The 22,884-nt window shown below is 64.3% G+C and carries 19 protein-coding genes and 2 pseudogenes; 14 read left to right on the forward strand and 7 right to left on the reverse strand.

The window, feature by feature from the left end; genetic code table 11:
* Positions 1-32: 32 nt before the first annotated feature.
* A pseudogene (locus tag BJ988_RS30065) lies at positions 33-206 on the forward strand (DUF255 domain-containing protein); the annotation flags it as partial.
* 146 nt (positions 207-352) lie between these two features.
* Here the strand turns inward: BJ988_RS30065 and BJ988_RS02445 are convergent.
* Positions 353-790 carry a hypothetical protein gene (locus tag BJ988_RS02445; protein WP_179656519.1) on the reverse strand — a complete coding sequence of 146 codons (438 nt, stop codon included), beginning with the start codon at positions 788-790 and terminating at the stop codon, positions 353-355.
* A gap of 332 nt (positions 791-1,122) precedes the next feature.
* Here BJ988_RS02445 and BJ988_RS02450 point away from each other — a divergent pair, with 332 nt between their 5' ends.
* Together BJ988_RS02450 and BJ988_RS02455 are read left to right on the forward strand one after the other, a co-directional pair.
* Positions 1,123-2,670, forward strand: a complete 1,548-nt coding sequence (locus BJ988_RS02450) for an AMP-binding protein (RefSeq protein WP_179656520.1) — start codon at positions 1,123-1,125, stop codon at positions 2,668-2,670.
* Positions 2,671-3,197: 527 nt separating this feature from the next.
* The gene (locus tag BJ988_RS02455; protein WP_179656521.1) at positions 3,198-4,517 is read left to right on the forward strand and encodes an MFS transporter; all 1,320 of its coding nucleotides are present in this window, start codon (positions 3,198-3,200) and stop codon (positions 4,515-4,517) included.
* Between the two features lie 586 nt (positions 4,518-5,103).
* Here the strand turns inward: BJ988_RS02455 and BJ988_RS02460 are convergent.
* The 3 genes and pseudogenes from BJ988_RS02460 to BJ988_RS02470 all read right to left on the reverse strand — a co-directional run bounded on the left by BJ988_RS02460 (position 5,104) and on the right by BJ988_RS02470 (position 7,954).
* On the reverse strand, positions 5,104-5,352 hold the full coding sequence (locus tag BJ988_RS02460; protein ID WP_179656522.1) for a hypothetical protein: 249 nt from the start codon (positions 5,350-5,352) through the stop codon (positions 5,104-5,106).
* A 96-nt stretch (positions 5,353-5,448) separates the two neighbouring features.
* A pseudogene (locus BJ988_RS02465) lies at positions 5,449-7,123 on the reverse strand (methylmalonyl-CoA mutase family protein).
* A gap of 75 nt (positions 7,124-7,198) precedes the next feature.
* Positions 7,199-7,954, reverse strand: a complete 756-nt coding sequence (locus tag BJ988_RS02470) for an enoyl-CoA hydratase/isomerase family protein (RefSeq protein WP_179656523.1) — start codon at positions 7,952-7,954, stop codon at positions 7,199-7,201.
* Between the two features lie 178 nt (positions 7,955-8,132).
* On the opposite strand from BJ988_RS02470, the gene BJ988_RS02475 reads away from it, so the two are divergent.
* From BJ988_RS02475 to BJ988_RS02510, 8 genes are read left to right on the forward strand one after another with little or no spacing between them, the layout of a single operon-like run.
* A complete protein-coding gene (locus BJ988_RS02475; RefSeq protein WP_179656524.1) occupies positions 8,133-9,269 on the forward strand; it encodes an acyl-CoA dehydrogenase family protein in 1,137 nt (378 codons plus the stop codon).
* The gene (locus BJ988_RS02480) at positions 9,269-9,724 is read left to right on the forward strand and encodes a MaoC/PaaZ C-terminal domain-containing protein (protein WP_179656525.1); all 456 of its coding nucleotides are present in this window, start codon (positions 9,269-9,271) and stop codon (positions 9,722-9,724) included. The genes BJ988_RS02475 and BJ988_RS02480 overlap by 1 nt, the downstream gene beginning before the upstream one ends.
* Positions 9,721-10,932 carry a thiolase family protein gene (locus BJ988_RS02485; RefSeq protein WP_179656526.1) on the forward strand — a complete coding sequence of 404 codons (1,212 nt, stop codon included), beginning with the start codon at positions 9,721-9,723 and terminating at the stop codon, positions 10,930-10,932. Before BJ988_RS02480 ends, BJ988_RS02485 begins: the two co-directional genes overlap by 4 nt.
* Positions 10,929-11,348 carry an OB-fold domain-containing protein gene (locus BJ988_RS02490; protein WP_218860544.1) on the forward strand — a complete coding sequence of 140 codons (420 nt, stop codon included), beginning with the start codon at positions 10,929-10,931 and terminating at the stop codon, positions 11,346-11,348. The genes BJ988_RS02485 and BJ988_RS02490 overlap by 4 nt, the downstream gene beginning before the upstream one ends.
* On the forward strand, positions 11,348-12,928 hold the full coding sequence (locus BJ988_RS02495) for an acyl-CoA synthetase (protein ID WP_179656528.1): 1,581 nt from the start codon (positions 11,348-11,350) through the stop codon (positions 12,926-12,928). The genes BJ988_RS02490 and BJ988_RS02495 overlap by 1 nt, the downstream gene beginning before the upstream one ends.
* Positions 12,925-13,767: an enoyl-CoA hydratase/isomerase family protein gene (locus BJ988_RS02500; RefSeq protein ID WP_179656529.1), complete on the forward strand. Its 843-nt coding sequence runs from the start codon at positions 12,925-12,927 to the stop codon at positions 13,765-13,767. The genes BJ988_RS02495 and BJ988_RS02500 overlap by 4 nt, the downstream gene beginning before the upstream one ends.
* Positions 13,768-13,782: 15 nt before the next feature.
* Positions 13,783-14,958: a CoA transferase gene (locus BJ988_RS02505; RefSeq protein WP_179656530.1), complete on the forward strand. Its 1,176-nt coding sequence runs from the start codon at positions 13,783-13,785 to the stop codon at positions 14,956-14,958.
* Positions 14,951-15,421 carry a nuclear transport factor 2 family protein gene (locus BJ988_RS02510; protein ID WP_179656531.1) on the forward strand — a complete coding sequence of 157 codons (471 nt, stop codon included), beginning with the start codon at positions 14,951-14,953 and terminating at the stop codon, positions 15,419-15,421. The genes BJ988_RS02505 and BJ988_RS02510 overlap by 8 nt, the downstream gene beginning before the upstream one ends.
* A gap of 6 nt (positions 15,422-15,427) precedes the next feature.
* On the opposite strand, the gene BJ988_RS02515 is transcribed toward BJ988_RS02510, so the two are convergent.
* Complete coding sequence (locus BJ988_RS02515; RefSeq protein ID WP_218860548.1) at positions 15,428-16,033, reverse strand: TetR-type transcription factor C-terminal domain-containing protein; 606 nt, start codon at positions 16,031-16,033, stop codon at positions 15,428-15,430.
* Positions 16,034-16,176: 143 nt separating this feature from the next.
* Here BJ988_RS02515 and BJ988_RS02520 point away from each other — a divergent pair, with 143 nt between their 5' ends.
* A complete protein-coding gene (locus BJ988_RS02520; RefSeq protein ID WP_179656532.1) occupies positions 16,177-17,391 on the forward strand; it encodes a thiolase family protein in 1,215 nt (404 codons plus the stop codon).
* Positions 17,392-17,454: 63 nt separating this feature from the next.
* Positions 17,455-18,051, forward strand: coding sequence for a TetR/AcrR family transcriptional regulator (locus BJ988_RS02525; protein WP_179656533.1), 597 nt, complete (start codon positions 17,455-17,457; stop codon positions 18,049-18,051).
* Positions 18,052-18,385: 334 nt separating this feature from the next.
* Here the strand turns inward: BJ988_RS02525 and BJ988_RS02530 are convergent, their stop codons facing one another.
* A complete protein-coding gene (locus BJ988_RS02530; protein WP_179656534.1) occupies positions 18,386-20,137 on the reverse strand; it encodes an AMP-binding protein in 1,752 nt (583 codons plus the stop codon).
* A gap of 859 nt (positions 20,138-20,996) precedes the next feature.
* Between BJ988_RS02530 and BJ988_RS02535 the strand changes: the two genes are divergently transcribed.
* Positions 20,997-21,596: a TetR/AcrR family transcriptional regulator gene (locus BJ988_RS02535; protein ID WP_218860550.1), complete on the forward strand. Its 600-nt coding sequence runs from the start codon at positions 20,997-20,999 to the stop codon at positions 21,594-21,596.
* Between the two features lie 28 nt (positions 21,597-21,624).
* Here the strand turns inward: BJ988_RS02535 and BJ988_RS02540 are convergent, their stop codons facing one another.
* Entirely contained in the window at positions 21,625-22,809 is a 1,185-nt protein-coding gene (locus BJ988_RS02540; RefSeq protein WP_179656536.1) for an NAD(P)/FAD-dependent oxidoreductase, read from the reverse strand.
* Positions 22,810-22,884: the final 75 nt, after the last annotated feature.

Here is a 22,884-nt window from a genome sequence, read left to right on the forward strand (position 1 = left end):
GGTCTTGATACACGTGCCACTCGTGAGGAGTGATGGAAGTGACCAACCGTCTGGCCGGTGCGACGAGCCCGTATCTCCTCCAACATGCAGATAATCCGGTGGACTGGTGGGAGTGGGGGCCTGACGCGTTTGAGGAGGCACCGCGGCGGGATGTTCCTGTCCTGCTGTCGGTCGGGTACGCCGCCTGTCACTGGTGCCATGTGATTCTGTGTACGCTCAGGGTTTGGCCGAATTCAGCGAACTCGCAGATCAGGAGCATTACTTCGCTCCATCTCGGTTCAGCTTCGATCGCCGAGTGACGCTGACTCCGCGGCTTCGTGTATCACTTCGTGTATCACGAGGACACTGCTGGTCAGGCTGAGGCGGTGCGGTGGGGCTTGATGGAATTGTGCCTCGCGTCAACGGCGGCGATTGTCTCGCGTACGTCGTTGGACCTGCGGTAGCAGAAGTGGTTGTCGGTGATGACCCGCTCGATCTGGGTCATGCCGTGGGTCGCGAAGTAATCGGCGGCCGATCGATGAACCCGACACAGGTCGAGCCCTCTCGTCCAGGAGGGCCTCGGAGTAGGCCAGCCGGGAGCGGTCATCGACCGTAGAGTGCTCGTAGCCGCCGCCGATCCGGGCGCTTTCTGTTTGCCGGCCTTGCCCTTTGCCGGGCCGTGGGCCTTCCAGTTGCCACCGTCGGGACCTTGCTGACCCTTCTTGATGTCGACGTGGACCAGTGCACCGGGCCGGTCACGTTCATAGAGCACCTCGGTGGTCTTCACGGCCCAGATGACCTCGCCGGTCATCGGATTGCGTTGGCGCAGCTAGGCAACGCGATGACGGCGTAGGACCCGCCCCGCGGCCCAGTGCTGGGGTGTCGAGGTCGGGACCCGAGCCAGTCCTTGGCGGCGGCGCTCGGCCGCTGCTGGAGACCTTGACAGCGAGACGGGGCGCAAGGAGGATGAACCAAACGTACGATTGTTTGGCGTATGGCGGGTTGAAGTTTGCGTGAGTGGCTTGAAGTGCAGGATTGCGATCTTGCAGGGCGACAAGCGCGATTTCATCGTCGCTGACCAAGGGCAGTCCTCGGCGGGTTTGGCCTCGCTCGGACGGCTTACTCATGCAGAAGGGATGGGCTGTGAATTTCGCTGAAGTACTCGATGTGGCCGCCGACCGCGCGCCGGCGGCTGAGGCGATCCGACTCGGTGGGCAGATCCTGGGGTACGGCGAACTGAGGCATCGTGCCCGAGTGGTGGCCGGGCTGATCCAGTCGGTTCGGATCCAAAGTGGTGAGAAGGTGGCGGTTCTCATGCACAACGCCTTCGAGTACGCGGAGATCGCGTTCGGTGTTATCGGTGGCGGGAGCGTGCTGCTACCTGTGAATCCCCGCCTTGCGGCGGCCGAGATCAGCTACATCCTCGACAATGCCGACGTCCGTGCCATCTTCATCGGCCCCGAGTTCGTTGACACAATGCTCGGCATTCGCCGCGAGCTGGAGAAGATCGACCATGTCTTCGTCGCCGCCGAGGAGCTGCCGCTGGCTGCGGCAGAATCAGGCTGGCAACTCTACGAGTCTGCGATCGCTGCCGCTGGGGCAGTGGACGACTGGGCCGACACCGACGGCCAGGACGACTGCATGCTCGTGTACACGTCAGGAACGACAGGCAGCCCCAAGGGTGCCGTCCGTTCCCATGCCAGCGCAATCTGGGGTGCGTCAAACTTCTCGACAGTCTGGGGGCAGATCGATCCGGAGCGAGACCGGTTCCTCTACTGCATCCCCATGGCCAGCATCGGGTTCCTCAACGTGTTCGCGTCAAGTGTGTTCAACGGGCTTGCGGTCGAGCTGATGTACAAGTTCTCGCCCGAGAAGGCACTGGAGGTCATTGAGACGAACCGAGTCACTCACGCCTATCTCGTTCCGGCCATGTGGCGGATGATCATGCGTTCGCCAGAGCTGGGTTCCCGCGACTTGGCCAGCCTTAGGGTGGGGATATGGGGTGGTGAGCCCTTAGATGACGCGTTGCGTGAGGCAATCTTGTCTAGGTTCGGTCCCGTGCTGCTTGGTGTGTTTGGCACGACGGAGGGTGCGTTGCTGTCTTCACGGTTAGGGGACGACCAGCGTCTGCCGAAGACGTCGGGGCGTGCTGCTGGGTACAACCGGTTTCGGATCGTCGATGAAGCCGGCAACGAAGTACCGCGAGGAACAGTAGGTGAGCTCATCAACAAAGGTCCGACCACGCTCAGCCGCTATTACAAGAATCCCGAAGCTACCGCGGATGTGCTGAGGAATGGCTGGTACTACACCGGTGATCTCGCTTGGATGAACGAGGACGGGTTCGTCTTTGTCGTCGACCGCAAGCGAGAGATGCTGATCGCTGGCGGGCAGAACGTTTACCCCGCGGAGCTCGAGCGGGTCCTCTGCTCCCACAGAGCCGTTGCGGCGGCAGCTGTGGTAGGCGTGCCCGATCCTGACTGGGGAGAGGCGGCCATGGCCTTCGTGGTGCCCCTCGATGGCGCGCCGCCGGTCGATGAATTGACTGCGCATATGCGCGCCCATCTCGCTGGTTACAAGGTGCCGCGGCACTGGCGCTTCGTTGATGAGTTGCCTACGAACTCGATGGGCAAGGTCCGCAAACAAGCCCTCCGCGAGATGGCCGCCGGGGCCGAAGGGGTGGGGGCCGTCTGATCAGCCGTTGAAGACGGCGAGCTCAAGTCACGTGCTGCCGCAGGCCTCGCAGGGGGTCGCTCCCGCCCGTACGTCGACAGCTCGGCGTCGCGGGGGCGGACCCGACGGAATGCTCTGTTGAACGTGACCTGTGGGTGGGACTGATCGGCAGGATTGTGGTTCCGCGGAACGGCACTACGACCAGGTTTTCCTCAGCGTCACGTTGCTACCCGACGAACCATCCTGCTCCTGCGCTCGAGCGCCGCTCACGGCCGGCGACTCCTCTGATTCGCCATCGTTCTTCTGAGTCAAATCTGCGCTCACCTCTGAGGCTGAGGGTTGCGACTGATGTCGGTGCGATGGCCTCGATTCCATGGCGAACAATCGTTTGTGGCGACCTTGACAACCTAGGTAAGGTCGTGGACCGTGATTAAAAACAAACAGTTGTTTTGACCGCTGAGTGAGCGAGCACTGCCGCAGGCCACGGTCATACCTCAGCTCCACGCGAGTCATGGCGCGTGGGCAGTAAACGTCCGTTGGGAGTCGGGATGTCTGTCAAGCACATTTCAGCCGCCACGCGGCGCCGCGCGCTCGTCGCGGGCACCGTGGGCAACTTCGTCGAATGGTTCGACTTCGTCGTCTACGGGGCCCTCGCAGTCGTCCTTGGTCCGCTCTTCTTTCCATCGGGGAGCCCGACGGCCGCGACGCTGTCGGTCTTCGCGACGTTCGCGGTCGCCTTCCTGTTCCGGCCGCTCGGAGGCTACGTCTTCGGTGTCATCGGTGACCGCCTCGGCCGACGTGTCGCACTCTCGGGGACGGTGCTGCTCATGAGCGGTTCCACAATGGCGATAGGTATCCTCCCTACGGCTGACGCCCTCGGCGTCTGGGCCGCCGTGCTACTCGTCGCGATCAGGTGCCTCCAAGGAGTCGCCGTCGGTGGCGAGTGGTCTGGCTCCACGGTCTACCTTGTGGAGTTCGGGGGCGGACGAAACCGATCGCTCCTTGCCAGTCTGACTCCGGCGGGCGCCTGGGTGGGCGCCATGGCGGGTGTCGGGATTGTCGCGGCTCTCAGCGCCACGCTGGGGCCTGACGCGGTCCAGTCGTGGGGCTGGCGTGTCCCGTTCCTGCTGGCCGGTCCCTTGGGACTCGTGGGGTTCTACATGCGGCGGCGGTTGCGGGACACGCCGGCCTTCGAGGCGTTGAAGTTGGCCGACAACATCGAACGCCAGCCCGTCCGCCGCGCGTTTCGCACCCATAAGACGGCGATGCTGTTCATCTTCGTCGGTGCCGCTATGGGTGCCGCCGCCGGCTACATGCTGATCGCCTATATGGTCAGCTACTTGACTGGCACGGTGGGAGTGCCGCTGGGGACGGCGCTCCTGACCAACATGATTGCGCTCGGTGTGTCGACGATCGGCACCATTGGCTCGGGATACTTGGCAGACCGCATTGGTCGCAAGCCGGTCTTCCTCAGCGCTCTGATTCTGCTGATGGTGCTTGCGGTGCCGCTATTCCTGCTTATCGGGACCGGGGGCTTGGCTGGAATCTTGGTCGGCCAGTGCGTTCTGGGAATCCTCACCGGGGCGATGTTGGCCCCGTTCGCCGTCCTCTGTGTCGAACTCTTCCCGGCTGAGGTGCGGTACGCGGCCTCTGGCGTTAGCTACAGCCTCGGCGCAGGACTTCTCGGAGGGATATCGCCGCTGGTGGCCGCTACGCTCGTAGCCACGACCGGTTCGCCTCTCGCGCCCGCGGTCTACCTGAGCTTGATGCTGTTCATTACGTTGTTGGCCGCACTCGCTTTTCTCCGCGAGACTCTGGTTTCAACACCCGACGGTGCGCTGGAGGCCGCCGAGGCACCTTCGGCCTGATCGGGGCGTACGCAAATAAACGTGGCTGGCGTCGTTGCAGCGGTCAGGGAGCAACAGGACCGCCAGATGACTGTCGACACAGGGCTACTCGAAGGCTGCTCGCGAGGGCCATGACGGTGGCGGTCGCCCGGTCTGGTGCCACTGGCTTTGCCGAAACGGGCGACCGCACTGGCCGGAGCGACTCGGCAATCGTCGGAGATGCTGTCGGGTTGTGATCCGGGCTGGCGCGGATCGGGACCCGCGCGGTGCGAGGACTATCGCCACCGTTTGGCAAGACGCAGGGGCTTCCGGATCCGTGCCGGACCCGCTTGGGCATCGGTGTCGACATGCCGTCGCCGCGTGCGCCGGTCAGCTGGTTGGTGCCGATTGCTGGGCGCCAGACGCTTGCGCGGAGGTTCGTGTCGCCGAGGCACTCGGAATGAACTCACGGCCCGGCGCTCGTCTGCCCAGATCTCCTTGCCGCCGCGTGGGAGGCAGTCGAAAAATCCACACGAGGACGACGGATCAGGGGCAGCGTAAATGAGCGAGGGACGCTCCTGTTGCGGAACCCAAGAGACGATGAGAGTTCAAGCCCCCGGCAGCGGGACTATTGAGCGTCGGACGCGGGGTTGGTGGCGTACAGATCAGCGGTGACCTCGCCCCGGCGTCGGCGCACGCCGGTGGCGCACTTGTGGCAGGCGCCCTTCAGCTGTGCGTGGAAGGGGCGGTCCCAGAAGACTGGCCAGTTGATGGCCCGTTGACCGCATTTGGTGAATGCGCTGCCGGGCTCCTTCGCGTGCAGCACGCCGTAGGGACGTTCGGCACCGATTGCGCCGACCTTGTGAGTCGAAGTCACATATCATCGTGAGTTGGACATCCCCAATCCTTTCGTTGGCTAGCCGAGGCTTCAGCCACAGGAGGTGCCTCAGGTCGTTGCGGGCATCCGCCGGGGTCAGACGTTGCGGCGGTACGGGCCGCCGACCTCGAAGAAGGTCTCGGTGATCTGCTGGAGGGTGCGTACGCGGGCGGCGTCCATGAGGACGGCGAACACGTTCTCTCCAGAAGTGGCGACATCCTTGAGTCGTGCGAGCGCCTGGTCGACCTCCGCGGCATGTGCGCCGCGGTAGGCGTGGACCCGTTTGAGACCTGGGACTGCTTCTCGGTCGCGGTGGCGCGGGCGAGCTCCAATTCCTGGGGCGGCGCGTCGGATGCGGGCTTGAGGAATGTGTTGACGCCGATGATGGGCAGGGTGCCGTCGAACTTGCGGTGCTCGTAGCCCATGGATTCGTCTTGGACGCGGCCGCGCTGGTAGCCGGTTTCCGTGGCGCCTGGACGCCGCCGCGTTCGCGGATCCGGTCGAACTCGGCCAGCATGGCGTCCTCGACGAGGTCGATGAGCTGGTCGATGATGAACGAGCCCTGTAGGGCGTTCTCGCTCATCGTCAGGCCCCAATCGCGGTTGATGATCAGCTGGATCGCCAGCGCCCGACGTACCGAGTCCTCGGTGGGGGTGGTGATGGCCTCGTCGTAGGCGTTGGTGTGCAGGCTGCTTGCGTTGTCGTCGATCGCGCATGTCCTCCAGCGTGGCGACCGATACGCCGGGGGAGCCGACCTTGCCGTAGATGTCGGGGCGCTCGTCGGGATCGCGACCGTAGAGGGTGACCGAGTCGAAAGCGGTGGAGAGACGGGTGGCGGGCCGACCCTCGGAGAGGAGCTTGAAGGGGCGGTTGGTGCGGAACGGGTCGCCCTCACCGGCGAACATCCTTGCGGGGTCCTCGTTGTCACGCTTGAACCCGAAGACGCCGGCGGCGAACGGGAACTTCCCGCGCCCCACGCGTGGCGAGCGGAAGAACGTACGATCGCCCTCGAGCGAGTTGGCTCGGATCCGGTCACCGAGAAGTGCGCCCGGGCCCTTACGCTGTGTGGGGTCGACCGCGATGACAGCGATGCGCAGCTTGTCCTGCTGATCCACGCGGAAACGCCGGACCAGCTCGGCGGTCAATGAGGACTTGCCCGAGCCGCCGGTGCCGGTGACGCCCAGCACCTTGGTGGCCCTGCCTGCCGCTTCCTCACGGATCCGCGGGAGGAGGTCGGCCGGCAGGTTCCCGGACTCGGCGCCGGTGATCGCTCGCGCGGTCGCAAACCGGTCACCCGCCACCAACGAGTCGGCATCGGCGGGCTGGATCTGCCACAGATCGAAATCGCAGTCGGATACGACGCTGTTGATCATTCCCGCCAGGACCATCGGCTGACCGCCTTCGGGCGAGAAGATCATTACCCCGGACTTCCTGAGCCGCGCGATCTCCGCCGGAACGATCACGCCGCCGCCCCCGCCGACCACGCGTACGTGGTCTGCTCCCGCCGCTCGCAACGACTCGACGAGATACTCGAAGTACTCCACGTGTCCACCCTGGTACAACGACACGGCCACGCCACGCCCTGTACGTCCTCCTCGAGGGCCGCGTCGACGACCTCCTGCGCAGACCGATTGTGCCCCAGGCGCACGACTTCGCAGCCCTGGCTCTGGAGGATCCACCGCATGATGTTGATCGACGCGTCGTGCCCGTCGAACAGGCTCGACGCCGTTACCAGCCGGTCGGGGCTGCGGGGGACATGAAGGTCGGTCACGGGTCCTCAATCGAATGCTATGAGGGGCGGCGGAATGTCAGAAGCGCAGATGTCTGAACCGGCCGCTAGGGGCGCTCAGAGATCGAGCGCAGCCAAGGCCTCGTGGGCCAGGCCGAACCCGAGGTTGTCGTGCATCAGTCGCTTGATCTCTCGGGTCAGCACCTGTCGCGCGTACCGTCGTGCCATCATGGGCTTCGCCGCGATCGATTCGGCGACCGTCCGGGCACGGGCGTACACCTGATCAGCCGGAAGCACCTGGTGCACGAGCCCGTAATCGAGTGCCTGCTGCGCGTTGATGGTGTCGCCGAGGAGCAGGAACGCCCGCCCCCGGTTCAGGCCGAGCAGGTGTGTCCACACGACGTGGGCGCCGTCGCCGGGCACGATGCCGGATGCGAAGTGAGGAGAATCCGAGAACGCCGTCGTGTCGGACGCGATGATCACGTCGGAGAGCGCCGGGATCTCGGGATGCACCAGGGCCGGGCCGTTCAGGGCACAGACCACGGGCACTTGGATGTTGAGCAGGTTGTTCAGGAGCATCTGCCCCTCGTGGATGACCTCGGCCCAGTCGTGTGGCGTTCCAAGGTTGAACGACGTGAAGTCGATCGTTGGGCAGAACGCGTCACCGGCACCGGTGAGCAGCACGACCTTGTTGTCGGGGTCCGAGGCGATCTGGTGGAAGCAGTAGGCCAGCTCGTCGTGGGCCTGGGAGGTCCAGACCAGTGGCTTGCCCTCGGTGTGAAGGGTGACCTCAAGGATCCCGTCCTCGCGTTCGAGACGAACGTTCTCGTAGCGGTCGCGGTAGTCCTCGAACACCGGCGCGATGCGCGTCATTGTCAACTCCTGACGTCGATGGATAGATCGTTAGTGTCGATCATTGCGCGGAAACAAACGTTCGTCTAGACCCCTCGCGGAGTTCATGGCTCCCAATTGTTGGGGAGTGTGGCGGAGGTTGACACGGACGTGCACACTGCGGTAAACAAACGATCGTTAGTCAACGAGAGGGCTCACCATGGATTTCCGCCACACGCAAGAGCAGCAGGCCTGGAAGGACATGCTGCATTCCTTCATGGAGAAGGAAGTCGGGCGTGAGTACACGCGCGAACACGACGCCAGCCGTGAGTTCCCCGAAGAGGTCTTCCAGAAGATGGCCAGCAACGGCTGGCTGGGACTGCTGGTGCCCGAAGAGCAGGGTGGACAGGGCGCGGATCCCGTCATGTTCGCCATCTTCTGTGAGGCGATCGCCAAGTTCAGTCTGGACACGGCGGCCTGCATCATGACCTCGATGTTCACGGCGACGAATGTCGCCCACAACGGTTCCGAGGAGCAGAAGAGAGATCACCTCCTTCCCTTCCTCGAAGGGCGGCGCAAGTTCAGCATCTCGATCTCAGAGCCCGAGGCCGGCTCGGACGCTGCTGGGGTGAGGACCAAGGCCGTGTTGGACGGCGACGAGTGGGTGCTCAACGGCAACAAGGTGTTCTGCTCAGGTGCGCATCTCCCGGGCGCGGTCATCGCGCTGATGGCGAGGACAAGTGAGGACCGGCATAAGGGACTGAGCCTCTTCCTGGTTCCGAACGACACCCCGGGCTTGGACATCCGCAAGCTGCCGACGATCGTGCGGCGCAGCCTGGGTACCACCGAGTTCTTCCTCGATGACTGCCGGGTTCCGGCTTCGAACATCATCGGCGAGGTCGGCGAGGGCTGGACCTACGTCAATCAGCACCTCGAGTATGAGCGACTGTCCCTGGCGGCGTCTTACGTCGGAAATGCTCGAACCGCCCTGGACGACACGATCAGGTACACCAAGGAGCGGCATCAGTTCGGCAGGCCGCTCTCCTCCTTCCAGGTCCTCAAGCACCGCATGGCGGAGAACGAGTGCGAGCTGAACGCAGCGCGGCTCCTCGTCTACCAGGCCGCAACCAAGATGGCACGCGGAGAGCGCGCCATCAAGGACGTGTCGATGGCTAAGGTCTACGCCGCCGACGTTGCCTACAAGATCGCCTTCAACGGCATGCAGGCGCTGGGCGGTTACGCCCAGCTGCCGGAGTACGACATGGAGCGATACTTCCGCGAGGCCAAGCACGGGATGGTCGGCGGCGGCGCGAACGAGATTCAGCGCACCATCATCGCCCGCGAGATGGGTCTGTAATGGCGACCAAGCACCTTGAGGACTTCCGGGTCGGGGAGCAGATCCAGACCCAGGGCAGGACCGTCGACATCAGCGACGTCACCCTCTTCGCCGGCCTGACTGGTGACACCTACCCGCTCCACACCAATGAGGAGTACGCCAAGGGAACCATGTTCGGAACGCGCATCGCGCACGGTCCCCTGACGTTCTCGATCGCGATCGGTCAGGTGGCCCAGCATGGCTGGTACGCGGACGCCATCGTGGCTCTGCTCGAGTGCCGGTCGCTCAAGGCGTTGGGCCCGGTGAAGCCCGGCGACACGATCACCGTGAGGGCCACCGTGCGAGACGTCGTCAAGGAGAAACCCAAGTACGGCGAGCTGCACGTCGAGTACGACGTCATCAACCAGCGTGAGGAATCCGTCATGAAGTTCGACTGGATCATGCTCGCCCACCGCAAGACAGAGGAGACTCGATGAGCAACATGCCCTATCCGCAGCCCGGATCCGCCAGCGACGCTGCCTTCATCGGTATCGGAGAGATCCCTTCGGGCAAGTACCCGAAGCGTGGGTTCATGGCCCAGCTCGTAGAGGCCGCGGCGCGCGCGATACAGGACTCCGGGCTCCAACACACGGACATCGACCAGTTGGTCCTGATCCCGAACCTCCACGGCATTCCCGATCAGGCAGACCTGATCTTCAGCCGGGTCGCTGAGGAGCTAGGACTGCATGGCCGCGTCAAGAGCTCCATGATGGTCCACTCCGGTGGCTCGACGAGCGACAACGCGACGCGGGCCGCAGCGGGGCTGGTCGCAAGTGGCCAGGCACGCAACGTTCTTGTCGTGCAGAGCGAGAAGTGGGGATCTGCCGACCTCACCGAGATGGTCGACATGCTGAGCGTCAACGGCATTCCGCGCGAGTGGGAGGGGACCTCCGGTCTCCAGTTCAACGCGATCGGGGGATTGATCACCCAGCGCTACATGCATCAGTCTGGATCCACGCCTGAGGAGATGGCCAGCGTTTGTGTCGCTCTGCGTGAGTGGGCCCGGCTCAACCCCAACGCCATGTGGAAGGACAAGGAGCTCACGGTTGAGCAGGTGTTGGCATCGAAGCTGGTGTCAGACCCGATTCGCGCCATCGAATGCCCATACCTGGCCGACGGGGCGGCCGCGTTCGTCATGACGAGCGCGACCGAGGCTCGTAGGAACCACGACAGCTGGGTCCGCATCGGTGGGTCTGGTGGGTGCGTGAGCCACTACTCGTCGGGCCAGGACGCGGAGCTCGGCGAGCTCGGCTGGCCGAAGGCGGCGGTAGAGGCGTACGACGCCGCCGGATGGGGACCGCAGGACGCCGACCTCGCAGAGGTCTACGACTCCTATTCGGCGGTGCTCACCATCGCTCTGGAGGGGCTCGGTCTGTCAAAGAAGGGTGAGGCGGCACGCGACTTCCACGCGAAGCGGTTCAGCCCTGGTGGCGAGTTCCCGGTCAACACCAATGGCGGCTTGCTGTCTGCCGGGCACACCGGTGTGGGCGGGGGAATGGCCCTGCTCGTAGAGGCGGTCCGCCAGCTACTGCATCGAGCGGAGCCGGAGCGTCAGGTCGCTGGTGCAGAGAGATGCATCGTCGGCGGCAGTGGTGGCAGTTACATGGATGCCCAGATCATGATGCTGGAAAGGGTCGAGAAGTGAGTTACATCGAGAATGCCGAGCAGCTGACTGGACCGTTCGGCGAGGCACTCGCCCGTGGCGAACTGACGGTGCAGAAGTGCAACTCCTGCGGAGAACTGATCATGTACCCGAAGTACCGATGCCCGTCGTGCTTCGGCAACGATCTCGACTGGTGCGCGGTGAGCGGCCGTGGCCAGCTGCTCACGTACACGGTTCTCCGATTCGGTGCACCCAGCTCGTTCGACGTCGAGCCCCCGTACGCGATCGGCGTCGTCAGGCTAGACGAGGGCCCCCAGCTCACCGGACGCCTCCACGCCGGGGCCGATGGAACATGGGACCACTACCGCTGCGACGAGCCGGTGGTGTTCGAGCCGGCTGATGCCGCTGAGGTTGCCCAGCGGCCTGCGGCTTGGTTCGCGGCCCCCCGGGGGTCCTGATGAACGTCGCTACCTTCCTGGCCAAGGCAGCCCAGCGATTCCCGGAGCGCCCTGCGCTGCAGTACGACGACCGGGTCACCTCCTACGGCGAGTTCTACCGGCGGGCTCTCGCGCTGGGCGGATCGCTGCGTGAGCTCGGCCTGGCGAAGGGTGACCGCGTTGCATTCGCGATGCAGAATCGTCCGGAGATCCTCGAGATCATCTATGGCTGCTTTGCGGCGGGACTCGTTGTTGTGCCGATGAACGCGCGGTTGCATGCTCGAGAGATGGCCTACATCGTCGGACAGTCGGATGCGAAGGTGCTCATCCACGGCCCGGATTTCGAGGCCACACTCGATGAGCACTGGGACGAGTTCGCCAGTGTGGAACACCGTTTCGGCGTGGACGCCACCGACAAGGTGGCACCGTACGGCTCGCTGCTGGAGGATGACCATGTCTTGGACGCACCGGTCGACGTCGAGTCCACAGATCCCTGCTGGTTGTTCTACACGTCTGGGACCACCGGCTTCCCTAAGGGCGCTACATGGACACACCGGACCGTCCGCGTCCTAGTGATGAACTACCTCGCCGATGTTTACAACATCACCGAGGACGACGTGCTGATCCACTGTGCGCCCCTCTCGCACGGGAGCGGCATCGTGGCGCTGCCTGCAGTCGCTCGCGGCGCGAACAACGTCATCATGAGCAACCCAAGCTTCGACCCTGCCACCCTGTTCGGCGAGGTCGAGCGACTAGGTGTCACGCACATCGCCTTCATGGCACCCACCCAGATCGTCAAGTGCCTGGACGAGATCGACGAGAGCAAGTATGACCTGTCCCGGTTGAACGCGGTCTGCTACGGCGGCGCCCCGATCTACGTCGAGCACTTGAAACAGGCCGTCAAGAGATTCGGGCCGATCTGGGTCCAGATCTTCGGGCAGGGCGAGTGTCCCATCACGGCCACCGTGCTGCCGTCCCGTGACCACGCGACCTTCGCGGCCAACGACGATCCGCGACTCGGGTCGGCGGGCTTCGCGCGCACCGACGTCGAGGTTCGGGTCATCGATGAGGACGGCAACTTCCTGTCCCCAGGAAAGCAAGGCGAGATCGTCGTGCGCGGTGACATCGTCATGGCTGGCTACTGGGGTAACGAGGCAGCGACGGCCGAGACATTGCGAAACGGCTGGCTGCACATGGGTGACGTCGGCATGTTCGATGAGCACGGCTATCTGCACCTGCTCGACCGCACCAAGGACGTGATCATCTCGGGGGGCAACAACGTCTACCCGAGAGAGGTCGAAGAGGTCCTGGTGACCCACCCGCAGGTCCACCATGTTGTCGTGATCGGGGTGCCGGACGATTACTGGGGCGAGGCGGTGCGCGCGGTGGTCGTTCCTGAGCAGGGGGCCTCCGCCACAGCCGAGGAGCTGATCGCCTTCTGCGGTACACATATGGCGGGCTACAAGAAGCCGAAGGCGGTCGACTTCGTCGACGAGCTCCCTGTAAGCGCATACGGGAAGGTGCTGCGCCGCGAGGTCCGTGAACGATACTGGGGCGGCCAGTCGCGCGCCGTTGCCGGTGGCTCGGCGTCGGTTCGATGACGAGCCCGAAAGCGCCGGACGTCCCGGGGGGAGACGAGTCGACTGTCCTCTTGGAGAGGGCGGACTCAGGTGTCGTCACGATCACTCTCAATCGCCCCGATCGAGGCAACGGGGTCGTCCCTGAGCTCGTCACCGCGTTCCTGCGGATTCTCGATGAGCTCGAGCCCGACTTCGGTGTACGTGCGGTGGTGCTCACTGGGACCGGCAAGCAGTTCTCCGCGGGGGCCGACCTCGTCGACTTCGAGAATCACCTGACGCATGAGCTGGCCCGCTCGCATGAGCCCTACAACGCGCGGATCCTGCTGCCCCTCACGCAGCGGATCGCCAACTCACGCCTTGTGTTCCTGGCGGCCGTGAACGGCGCGGCGACCGCGGGAGGGCTGGACCTGGCGCTGGCCTGCGATCTCCGGATCGCATCCGAGCGCGCACGCCTGGGCGAGACGTACATCAACGTCGGGATGGCGCCGGGCAATGGTGGCTCGTGGTTCCTGCCACGCCTGGTCGGCTCCGGGGTCGCGGCGGAACTGGCCCTGACCGGGGACATCGTTGATGCGCAGCGGGCGTTGGAGATCGGACTCGTCGGCCGTGTGGTCCCACACGAGGAGCTCTTGTCCGTGGCGCGCGGACTGGCCGGAAGGATTGCTGCCAAGCCCTGGCGGGCAATCGAGGCGACGAAGCAAGCCCTGCAAGCCTCGTGGCAGCTGGACCTAGGTGCCGCGATGAAGGCGAGCTATTGGACCACGATGTCGCTTCAGCACACTGATGATGTCCTCGAGGCGGTCCGGGCACGGCTGGAGAAACGTGAGCCAGTGTTCAACCAGGACATCGAAGGCGACTGATCCGAGGGAGCAGCAGTGACATTCGCAGACACCTACCGCGGCATCCGCGTTATCGACCTCAGCGAGAACATCGCCGGTCCGCTTGCATGCATGACACTTGCCGACATGGGCGCCGACGTGATCAAGGTCGAGCGCCCAGGTAACGGCGAGGCGACGAGGTCGCTCCCGCCATTCTGGGACGGCGAGAGCACGGTGTTCCTTGCCTACAATCGGAACAAACGAAGCGCCACCCTCGACCTGGCCACGGACCAGGGACGCGACGCTCTGCTTCGCCTGGTCGAAACAGCGGACGTCGTCGTCCAGTCATTCCGCCCAGGCGTCCTCGCGAGGCTCGGACTCGGAACCGACGCGATGACCGCCCAGAGGAAAGATCTCATCCTGTGCAGCATCAGTGCCTTCGGTGAGGGCCCGGTCGGCCACACGAAGCCGGGGTATGACGCGCTGGTGCAGGCGTTCACCGGCATCATGGACCTCACGGGGGAGCCCGACGGTGACCCGGTCCGGGCCGCTCCATCAGTGTTGGACATCTCGACGGGAATGTGGGCCGCGATGTCAATCATGGCCGCCCTTGCCCGGCGCGGCAGCGTGACGGGTCCCCAGTTGCTTGAGGCATCCCTCGTGGACAGTGGGTTCTTCCTGCTGAGCCATCAGCTGATGGGATACCTCGCCACCGGTGAGACACCTGGCCGTCTCGGGTCCGCCGCCCCGAGTGCGTCGCCTTACCAGCTCTTCCACACGAGTGACAGGCCAGTCATGATCGCAACCTCCACGGACCGGATGTTCGAGAGACTCTGTGCGGCACTCGGTCTCGAAGACCTGGCTGCTGATCCGCGGTTCCGGGCGATGCAGGGGAGGATCGACGGCCGGCAGGAACTCACGTCGGCACTGGAGGCACGCTTGAGTGAGCACGATGCCCAGCACTGGCTCGACCTCCTGGGTGATGCGGGCATCCCCGCTAGCCCGGTTCAGGGGATCGGCGAGGCGTTGGACAGCGCCATCGGGCAGGAGCGGCGTCTGGTCCAGCCTGCGGACGCAGGCCGTGTCGGCGATCTTCAGCTCATCCATCTACCGATGGACAATGATCGGCAGGCGCCACGACATCAGCCCCCCGTCGCTGGTGAGCATACGAACGCGATCCTCGCCGAGCTTGGTATCAGCGAGCCCGCACAGGAGGAGGTGCGCGATGCCTGAGGGGGCGGACGAGTGCAGCCGAGAGCACACAGATGCCGAGCAGATCCGCAACCTGTTCTCCCTGTATGCCTTTGCCTACGACCAGGGTGAGGCGAACAAATTCGCCGCCCTGTTCGCCGAGGACGGCGTGTTCGAGATCGTCGACGGACCGACGGTCCGCGGCAGGGAGGCCCTCGCCAGCATGGTCACTGCGGCCGCGGCGCGACCAGGACGCACCCTGCACATGGTGAGCAATGTACGAGTGACCGTCATGGGCGACGACGCCAAGGGGCAGGCGTACGTGATGCTGCTGCTGATAAGCGAGGGGTCCCTCCGCGTGGTGGCGATGGGAACGTACGACGACACGCTCGTGCGAGCGCCAAGCGGATGGATGCTGTCCCGGCGTCGCTTCAAGCCCGACGTTGGCCCGGACGCCAACGGCATCCCGATCACATGGGGTGCCGCGACCGACGTCTCGCCATGACGTGAATCACGCAGCTTGCTGCAGCCCTAGGAGCACTTGGTCAACGATCGCGTCGGCCATCTCCTCCGCGCTGTCGCGCCCCTCAGGCCGGTACCACTCGGTCGCCGAGCCAAGGATGCCCGCGATCATCAACACTGGCAGACGATGGTGCCCGCTGTCCCGGAAGGCTCCACTCGCAACACCCTCGTCGATGATCTGGACGAAGAGGTCCTCGTATTTCTGTCGGATCTCGACTGCCTTGGCACGGCTCTCGGGACCGAGATACTGCCACTGGTGGAAGGTGACTCGGGTCTGCTCCACCTGCTGCGCCAAGACCCCGAGATGAGCACGGATCGCCTCGCGCATCTTCTGGTCCGGGGAGAGATCGGCGTCGACGACAGGCTGGATGACGTCGATGAAGGCAGTGATTCCGGTGACGACGATGTCGAGGAGCAGATCGTCCTTGCTGCTGATGTGCGCGTAGAGGCTGCCAGGAAGGATCCCGACCGCCTCGCTGAGATCGCGCATGCCGATCACCGGGTACCCACGCTCGCCGAAAAGTCGGATGGCAGCGTCGCGAATCCGAGCTCGCGAGACTGCTTCGCCCTTTGCGGGTGACTTCTGTTCGGGCACCTTGCCTCCTCGTTCAAACGTGCTTGTGGACAAACGTAATGCCGAAGCGACGCGAACGTGTGATGTGGCCCATTCTGCGTTGCCTCCTGATGCACAGTATCGTACTCTGAACAAATGTTTGTTCGGCAGAGAAGGGTCAGCTTATGAGCGTGTTCGTAGTAGGGACTGGGATCACTCGATTCGGTCGACACTCCGGTGCCGACCTCAGGAGCCTCGCGTCCGAAGCAGCCCTTGCCGCGCTCTCCGATGCGGCGACCAGTGCCGCCGACGTGGAGATGGTGGTCTTCGGCAACGCGGCTGAGGGGTGGCTCCATGGGCAGGAGATGGTGCGAGGCGAGGTGGCGATGCGCCACGCCGGCCTCTCGGGGGTGCCGATCATCAATGTGGAGAACGCTTGCGCCTCGTCCTCCACGGGATTCCATGTCGCATGCATGGCAGTGGAATCCGGTGCTGCGGACCTTGTCCTGGTGGTCGGAGCCGAGCGGCTCAATCATCCGACGAAGAAGAGAAGCTTCGACGCCCTGGCGACGGCGGTAGACCTCAGCGAGCACGGAGCGATGGCCGCCGCTGTGGGCGCCACCGGGGCGCCACTCGAGGTGCCTGCGGTCACTCACTCGCCGCTCATGGATCTGTACGCCGCCAAGGCAATGTCCTTCATGGCGGAGGCTGGGGTCACCGATGACGATCTAGCCGCGGTCTCGGTCAAGAACCGCCGACAGGGTGCGCTGAACCCCAAAGCGCAGTTCCAGACGCCCGTCACGGTCGATGAGGTCCTTGCCAGCCGCGTCATCTCGGACCCCCTCCGCATGCTCATGTGCTCACCGATCGGAGACGGTGCCGCGGCCGTAGTCGTAGCGAGCGAGAAGGTCGCGCGCCGGCTGGGCAGGGCGCAGGTCCGAGTGGACGGGTGGGCCCTCACGTCGAACAGCGCCTCGGAATCGGCGAGATTTCCCGTCTCCCGCGCGAGCAGCCAGGCACTGGAGCGTGCAGGCGTTGCCATCGAAGACGTGGACGTAGTCGAGGTGCATGACGCGTGTGCCCCCGCAGAGCTCTGGCTCTACGAGGAGGTTGGGCTTTGCAAGCCCGGGGATGCGGCTGGACTGATCCGGGACGGCGCCACGCAGTTGGGTGGCGCTATGCCCGTGAATGTCGGTGGGGGTCTTCTCTCACGCGGGCACCCGCTGGGGGCCACCGGTTGTGCTCAGCTCGTGGAACTGGCCGACCAACTGCGAGGGAGGGGCGGAGCGCGCCAGGTTGAAGGGGCGCGCGTGGCTCTGGCCCAAAACAGTGGAGGAATTCTGGACAACCTCGATGAAGCTGTTGCGGCCGTCACCGTGCTCAGCAGGGTCGGCGACTGACGTCGTAACACACGTTCGTTTGGTATAGTTTCGTTCAGGAAAACCTGGCTTTGAGGAGCGCAGATGAACGGGAGCGGGACGCCCGATCTCGATGGCCCGCGGGACGTGATCATTCGCGTGGCCACGGGTCTCTTCGGCGAGCGCGGGTTTCCTGCTACGTCGATGCGCGACATCGCGCGCGAGGTGGGGATGCTCGCCGGCAGCCTGTATGCACACATCGACGGTAAGGAGACGCTCCTCCTCGAGATCATCGAGTCTGGGATCGCCGAGTACATCAGCGAGGCGACCGCCGCTCTGGCAGGAATGGAAGATAATGAAGAGCGTCTGCGTGCGCTGATTCGCGCGCACCTCGACGTCGTCGCCCGAGGCCCGCGGACGACGAAGATCGTCTTCCACCAGTGGCGCTACCTGGGCGAGGAGAATCAAGCGGTCGTCCGAAAGCGGCGCGACGAGTACGAGGAGATTTTCGTCGAGGTTGTGGAGGCCGGTGTCAACGACGGTAGTTTCGCCGCGGATCTTGATGTACGCATCACCGTACGCAGCATCCTTGGCGCACTGAACTGGACGCCAGAGTGGCTCAGGTTCGATGGCGCTGACCCGATCGACGTCGTGGCGCGTCAACTCGCCGATACCCTGGTCCTAGGGCTCAGTCGGCGTTGAGACTGCTCGGGTTCTGATGTGCGACCGGGTACACCCGCCGGGATGGCCCGGGTTGGTCATTGCCTCGGCCATCTGACAGGCAACCGCTATCTATCTGCCGAGGTTTCCTGGTCGCCCGGTGGAGCCGCCAGGTTCGCACCCGCTTAGACCCGCAGTGACGGCGCCTCGCAGGGGTAATGGTGTCGTCGATGAGGTCAGCATCACGTGCTGTGCCGGCGCACGAGATTGGCTCTGGCGTATCCGAACCTGGGTTGAGAAGGACCGAGAGTTGGGGCGCCGGTGGGGCCGCAACTCTCGCTGCCCCCTTGTGGTGACCGAACATTGCGTCTTTCCGTCAAGGCGTCTCCGGCGCTCCTGGAGTCGTGCACTCAACGAGAGCTGTGACTTGGTCTGTCATCCTGAACTTCTGTACCTTCCCGGTGACTGTTCGAGGGAGATCCTCAGATCGCATGAACAGGACACGTGCAGGCACCTTGAACCGGGCAAGCCGATCGCGGCAGAACTCGATGAGGTCTGCCTCCTCGACGGCGTACGCGGCGGCCGGAACGACGCACGCGCAACCGACCTCGCCGAACCGTGGGTGTGGGACGCCCATCACGTACGCTTCCGCGACGCCCGGGTGCTCCAACAGGACACGTTCCACGTCTCCGGGCTGCACCAGCTCGCCACCGAAGCGATAGGACTCCTTCTGCCGGCCGGTTAGGGCCAGGTAGCCGTTCTTGTCGATGCGTCCGAGGTCGCCGGTTCGAAGCCAGCCGTCCTCCGTGAACAGTGCTGCGGTCTCTTCGGGCTTGTCGAAGTAGCCGCGCGTCATGCCTGGACCGCGGGCGAGTAGTTCGCCCACCTCGCCGCGTGGGACCTCCTCCCGAGTGATGGGGTCGACGGCTTTGTAGACAGCCAAGACGCCACCGAGGGTGGGATCTCCGGCGGCCCCCGCAGGTTTGATGGTGCCGTTCGAGCGGTGAAGCCGATCCAACGGGTCCCCGGGATGGGTGCACATAGTCGATGCTGTCGTCTCTGTCTGGCCATACGCCGTAAACAGGCGACTGACGCCGAACCGCTCGGTCATCGAGGTCCACATTTCCGGGGCGTGCGCCGCACCCGACGAGAACAGGGTGGAGAGGGACGAAAGGTCGTAGTGCTTCTGGGCGGCCTGTTCGAGCAGCCCGAGGGTCATCGCAGGCACGCACATGATCTCGTCAGGCTGGTGGCGCTCGACAGCGGTCAGCATCTTGTCCGAGTCGAACACGGTATGCGGAACGACTGAGCCGCCGACGAAGAGCACTCCGATAGTCGCCTCGACGTACCCGAAGACATGGTAGATCGGCAGTGCGTGAAGGATGCGGTAGCGATCCCAGAGAGCCCGCGTATAAGCGCTGGCGTACGCAGTTCGCACAACGGCGTCGTGATGAAGCATCACTCCCTTGGAGCGGCCGGTCGTCCCAGATGTGTAGAGCAGGTCCGACGTCGATTCCGGGTCGACATTCGACGTTAACTCGAGCACCTCCTCGCCGCTGATCTCCGAGCCGAGGGCGATGAGATCCTCCAGGGACGACGGGCCGCTGCGCGTGCCGTCGCCGGTGGGGAACACGAAGACGCGCTCGAGGTCGGGGAGTTCATCGCAGGGCGGACCCTCCCAGCCGGGGGTGAGGTCGTCCAGCTCAGCGAGGTAATCCAGATCTCGGAACTGGTCCATGGTGATCAGGATCTTGCTATGCGATTGTCGCAGAACGTAACGCAGGTCGTCGCCACGCAACAGGAAGTTGATCGAGACTGAAACGGCTCCCAGGCGGGCGACGGCAAACTTGAGCAGGATCGTCTCCGCGAAGTTTGCCAAGATGACCGCCACGTGGTCGCCGGAGCGCACGCCAGCGGCGTGAAGGCCGGCGGCCAGTCTGACCGAGCGCGCTGCGGTCTGAGCGTATGTCAGGACCTGGTCGTCGTTGACCACGAAGGGGCGATCGGGGTGTAGACGCGCGACGTGGTCGAGAGCCTGGGCGGTAGTCCGCGGCTGCCACGGGCCCCACTGGCGCTCGAGTTCCGCCCGTGCCTCATCGGGTTCCGCTGGCAGATTGACGCCGTCCACGTCCGACCTTCCCTTCGTCGTAGCGCCGTGTCGCGGCGCAGAAACAATCGGTTGTTTGTTTCTACATCCCCTGGCGTGTTCCGGTCAAGGGGTACTCGGTATGGCTTCTTCACCTCTTGGCGTGGTGCCAGGGAAGTGCGACTGCCGAACATGCAACCGTAGCTTGGCCTTGCGACCCTAGAATCTGCGCGCGGGCTCACGTCGTGACGCCATGCAGTCGTCGGGAGCCCTCGGCATTACCAAGTGATGAACGGTCTAGAGCACGTCATCGACCGTGAACGTCAGATGACGGGAGCCTGGTCCCCGCTCGGCGCAAGGTCTCGGCCAGCAGTGAGCTTGGGCGAAACGGCTACATGAGTTCGATCTTGAAGCTCGGAAACGCGAAGTGTGCCGGGCGGATGCCAGTTGCGTCGTTGTCCCCGCCGTTGAGGAAGGGCTGCCGAGTGCGTCCTGAAACAGCTGGACAGCCTCAGTCATATCGTGCACTGCGATGCCGACGTAGTCGACCTTGCGGATACGACGCTCTGTCATGTGATCCCATCCTTGTCGCGTGATTCCTGGATCATGCTGGTCTTGGGTCGTGCAGTTTCTAGCTAGAAACAAATCACCTTTGCGGGACGCGGATGACGAACGGACCTCGCGAGTTGCAGGACCCGCGAAGATTTCCTCGACCTCGCTCGTCGCTCCTAATCCGGTCGGACGATGCTGGCTCATTGAGGAAAGTGACAGACCTGAAGAGACTGCTTGTCGCGTCGAGCGAGGTGATCCTGTCAAGGAGTCCTGGCGCTAGGGCCTAGGATGGGTTGGGGCCCAGGTGCGACCGGGCCTGGCACGAGGGATCATGAGAGGCGGGCTGGTCTTGGTCAAGATCACGACCAAATCTGCGAACACCACTCCGCATGCAGCGATTGTTAGCGCTGCAACGCAACTCTTCGGTGAGAAGAGCTACCCCGCTACGTCGATGCGGGACATCGCGAATGCCGTGGGGGTCTTGTCCGGTAGTTTGTACACGCACATCCGCAGCAAGGAAGCGCTTCTGCTCGAAATCGTCGAGACTGGAATCGGCGAGTTCATCGACGCTGTCAGCGAGGTGGCGGCCGCCAACGGGACTCCCGAAGGCCGACTCCGGGCTATGGTCAACGCCCACAGCGAAGTCGTCGCGCGTCACCCAGAACAGACTCTGATCGTCTTCCATCAATGGCGGTACTTGAGCGAGGCAGCCCAAACCACTGTGCGTCGCCGGCGCAAGGAGTACGAGCAACTCTTCACCGACGTCGTCCGTGCAGGAGTTGAGGACGGCACCTTTGCGCCCGGCATCGACGTGCGCATTGCGGTCCTCAGCGTTCTCGGGTCACTCAACTGGACCCCCGGTTGGCTGTCTGCGGACGGCCCCCGAACTGTCGATGAGGTCGCGAGCGACCTCGCGGACGCCATGTTGAAGGGTGTGCGCGGGCGCTGACACCAATTGGCGACGCCCAGACCTCCCGCTAGCGCGGAATAGGCTCTTGGTTCCGACGGAGCGCCATCCGGCTGCGCAGGAAGTCGCCCGCGCTGTTCGCGGCTACGGCGCCAATGACCTCGTCACCCTCGCGCCACTCCACGGCGAACTTCCCAGCACCGAGGTCACCGGAAACCAGGTGTAGTTTCGCTGAAGATGAACGATGGCCCACCGACATCAGTCGCAGGTCGCCTTGATACGACCAGAAGTACTCTTCGTCGGATTCGGGATCCTGGTCGAGTCCGACGATTCGGCGAGCGACCCGCTGGGCCGAGTCAACGGCGGCGGTCCAGTGCGAGGCCGGTCGACAGCCGTCACGATCGTGAAGGCAAGCGATGTCACCGGTGGCGAAGACCTCGGGAACGTTCGTTCGCCCATCGTGATCGCACACCACGCCGACATGCGTCTTGATACCTGCGCGAGCGATCCAGTCGAGCTCACGATCGACTCCAACCCCGACCAAGACACACCCCGCGTTGAGCGAGGTGCCGTCACTTAGGCCCATCTCGGTGTAGGTGCCGCGGTCGACTGCGTACTCGATGGAGACGCCGCAGCGGAATCGGACCCCACGGTCGCGGTGCCATTGCTGCAAACTGCCGGCCATCTCATCGCCCAAGACGCCGCCAAGCGGGAGAGGTGTCACCTCGACGACCGTAACGTCGACTCCGCGCTTGCGGGCGGCAGCAGCGACTTCGAGTCCGATGAAGCCACCTCCGACAAGGACGAGCGGCTCTCCGGACTTGAGCGCGCTTCGGACGCGGGCTGCGTCGTCCGCGGTGCGCAGGTGGCACACTCGAGGAAGGCCACGAAGGACGGGAAGGGATCTTGCTCGGGTGCCTGTCGCAACGACCAGCTTGTCGAAGGGCACCGGCTCCGCTTGGCCGTCGACATCGAGAAGGCGCGCCTTTGTGTCTAGGCCGACGACACGATGGCCCATGCGCAGTTCGATGTCGCTTGCGGCGGCGTCATCGACGGAGAGCAGCGTGGTGGGGGCGGGAGCCGGATCGGTGAGAAGTGCCTCCTTCGACAACGGCGGCCTGTCGTATGGGGCAATTCGCTCCTCAGACAGGACCATGATCGCACTGTTCGCGTCCAGATCCCGGACGGCCTGAGCAGTGCGTGCGGCAGTGACGCCTCCGCCAACGATGACGATGCGTTCTGGATGGATGGCCATGGGAACCTCGCCTCGTAGAAACAATCAGTTGTTTGTTTCTACCTTCAGTGCGCGGCCTGGTCAAGTGGAAGAGCT

It is taken from the genome of Nocardioides panzhihuensis, assembly GCF_013408335.1.
Taxonomy (GTDB): domain Bacteria; phylum Actinomycetota; class Actinomycetes; order Propionibacteriales; family Nocardioidaceae; genus Nocardioides; species Nocardioides panzhihuensis.

Excerpts from the sequence above, each read along its gene's own strand:
- BJ988_RS02445 (WP_179656519.1), bottom strand. The coding sequence starts at position 790 with ATGACCGGCGAGGTCATCTGGGCCGTGAAGACCACCGAGGTGCTCTAT.
- BJ988_RS02455 (WP_179656521.1), top strand. The coding sequence starts at position 3,198 with ATGTCTGTCAAGCACATTTCAGCCGCCACGCGGCGCCGCGCGCTCGTC.
- BJ988_RS02470 (WP_179656523.1), bottom strand. The coding sequence starts at position 7,954 with ATGACGCGCATCGCGCCGGTGTTCGAGGACTACCGCGACCGCTACGAG.
- BJ988_RS02475 (WP_179656524.1), top strand. The coding sequence starts at position 8,133 with ATGGATTTCCGCCACACGCAAGAGCAGCAGGCCTGGAAGGACATGCTG.
- BJ988_RS02480 (WP_179656525.1), top strand. The coding sequence starts at position 9,269 with ATGGCGACCAAGCACCTTGAGGACTTCCGGGTCGGGGAGCAGATCCAG.
- BJ988_RS02485 (WP_179656526.1), top strand. The coding sequence starts at position 9,721 with ATGAGCAACATGCCCTATCCGCAGCCCGGATCCGCCAGCGACGCTGCC.
- BJ988_RS02495 (WP_179656528.1), top strand. The coding sequence starts at position 11,348 with ATGAACGTCGCTACCTTCCTGGCCAAGGCAGCCCAGCGATTCCCGGAG.
- BJ988_RS02500 (WP_179656529.1), top strand. The coding sequence starts at position 12,925 with ATGACGAGCCCGAAAGCGCCGGACGTCCCGGGGGGAGACGAGTCGACT.
- BJ988_RS02510 (WP_179656531.1), top strand. The coding sequence starts at position 14,951 with ATGCCTGAGGGGGCGGACGAGTGCAGCCGAGAGCACACAGATGCCGAG.
- BJ988_RS02520 (WP_179656532.1), top strand. The coding sequence starts at position 16,177 with ATGAGCGTGTTCGTAGTAGGGACTGGGATCACTCGATTCGGTCGACAC.
- BJ988_RS02525 (WP_179656533.1), top strand. The coding sequence starts at position 17,455 with ATGAACGGGAGCGGGACGCCCGATCTCGATGGCCCGCGGGACGTGATC.
- BJ988_RS02540 (WP_179656536.1), bottom strand. The coding sequence starts at position 22,809 with ATGGCCATCCATCCAGAACGCATCGTCATCGTTGGCGGAGGCGTCACT.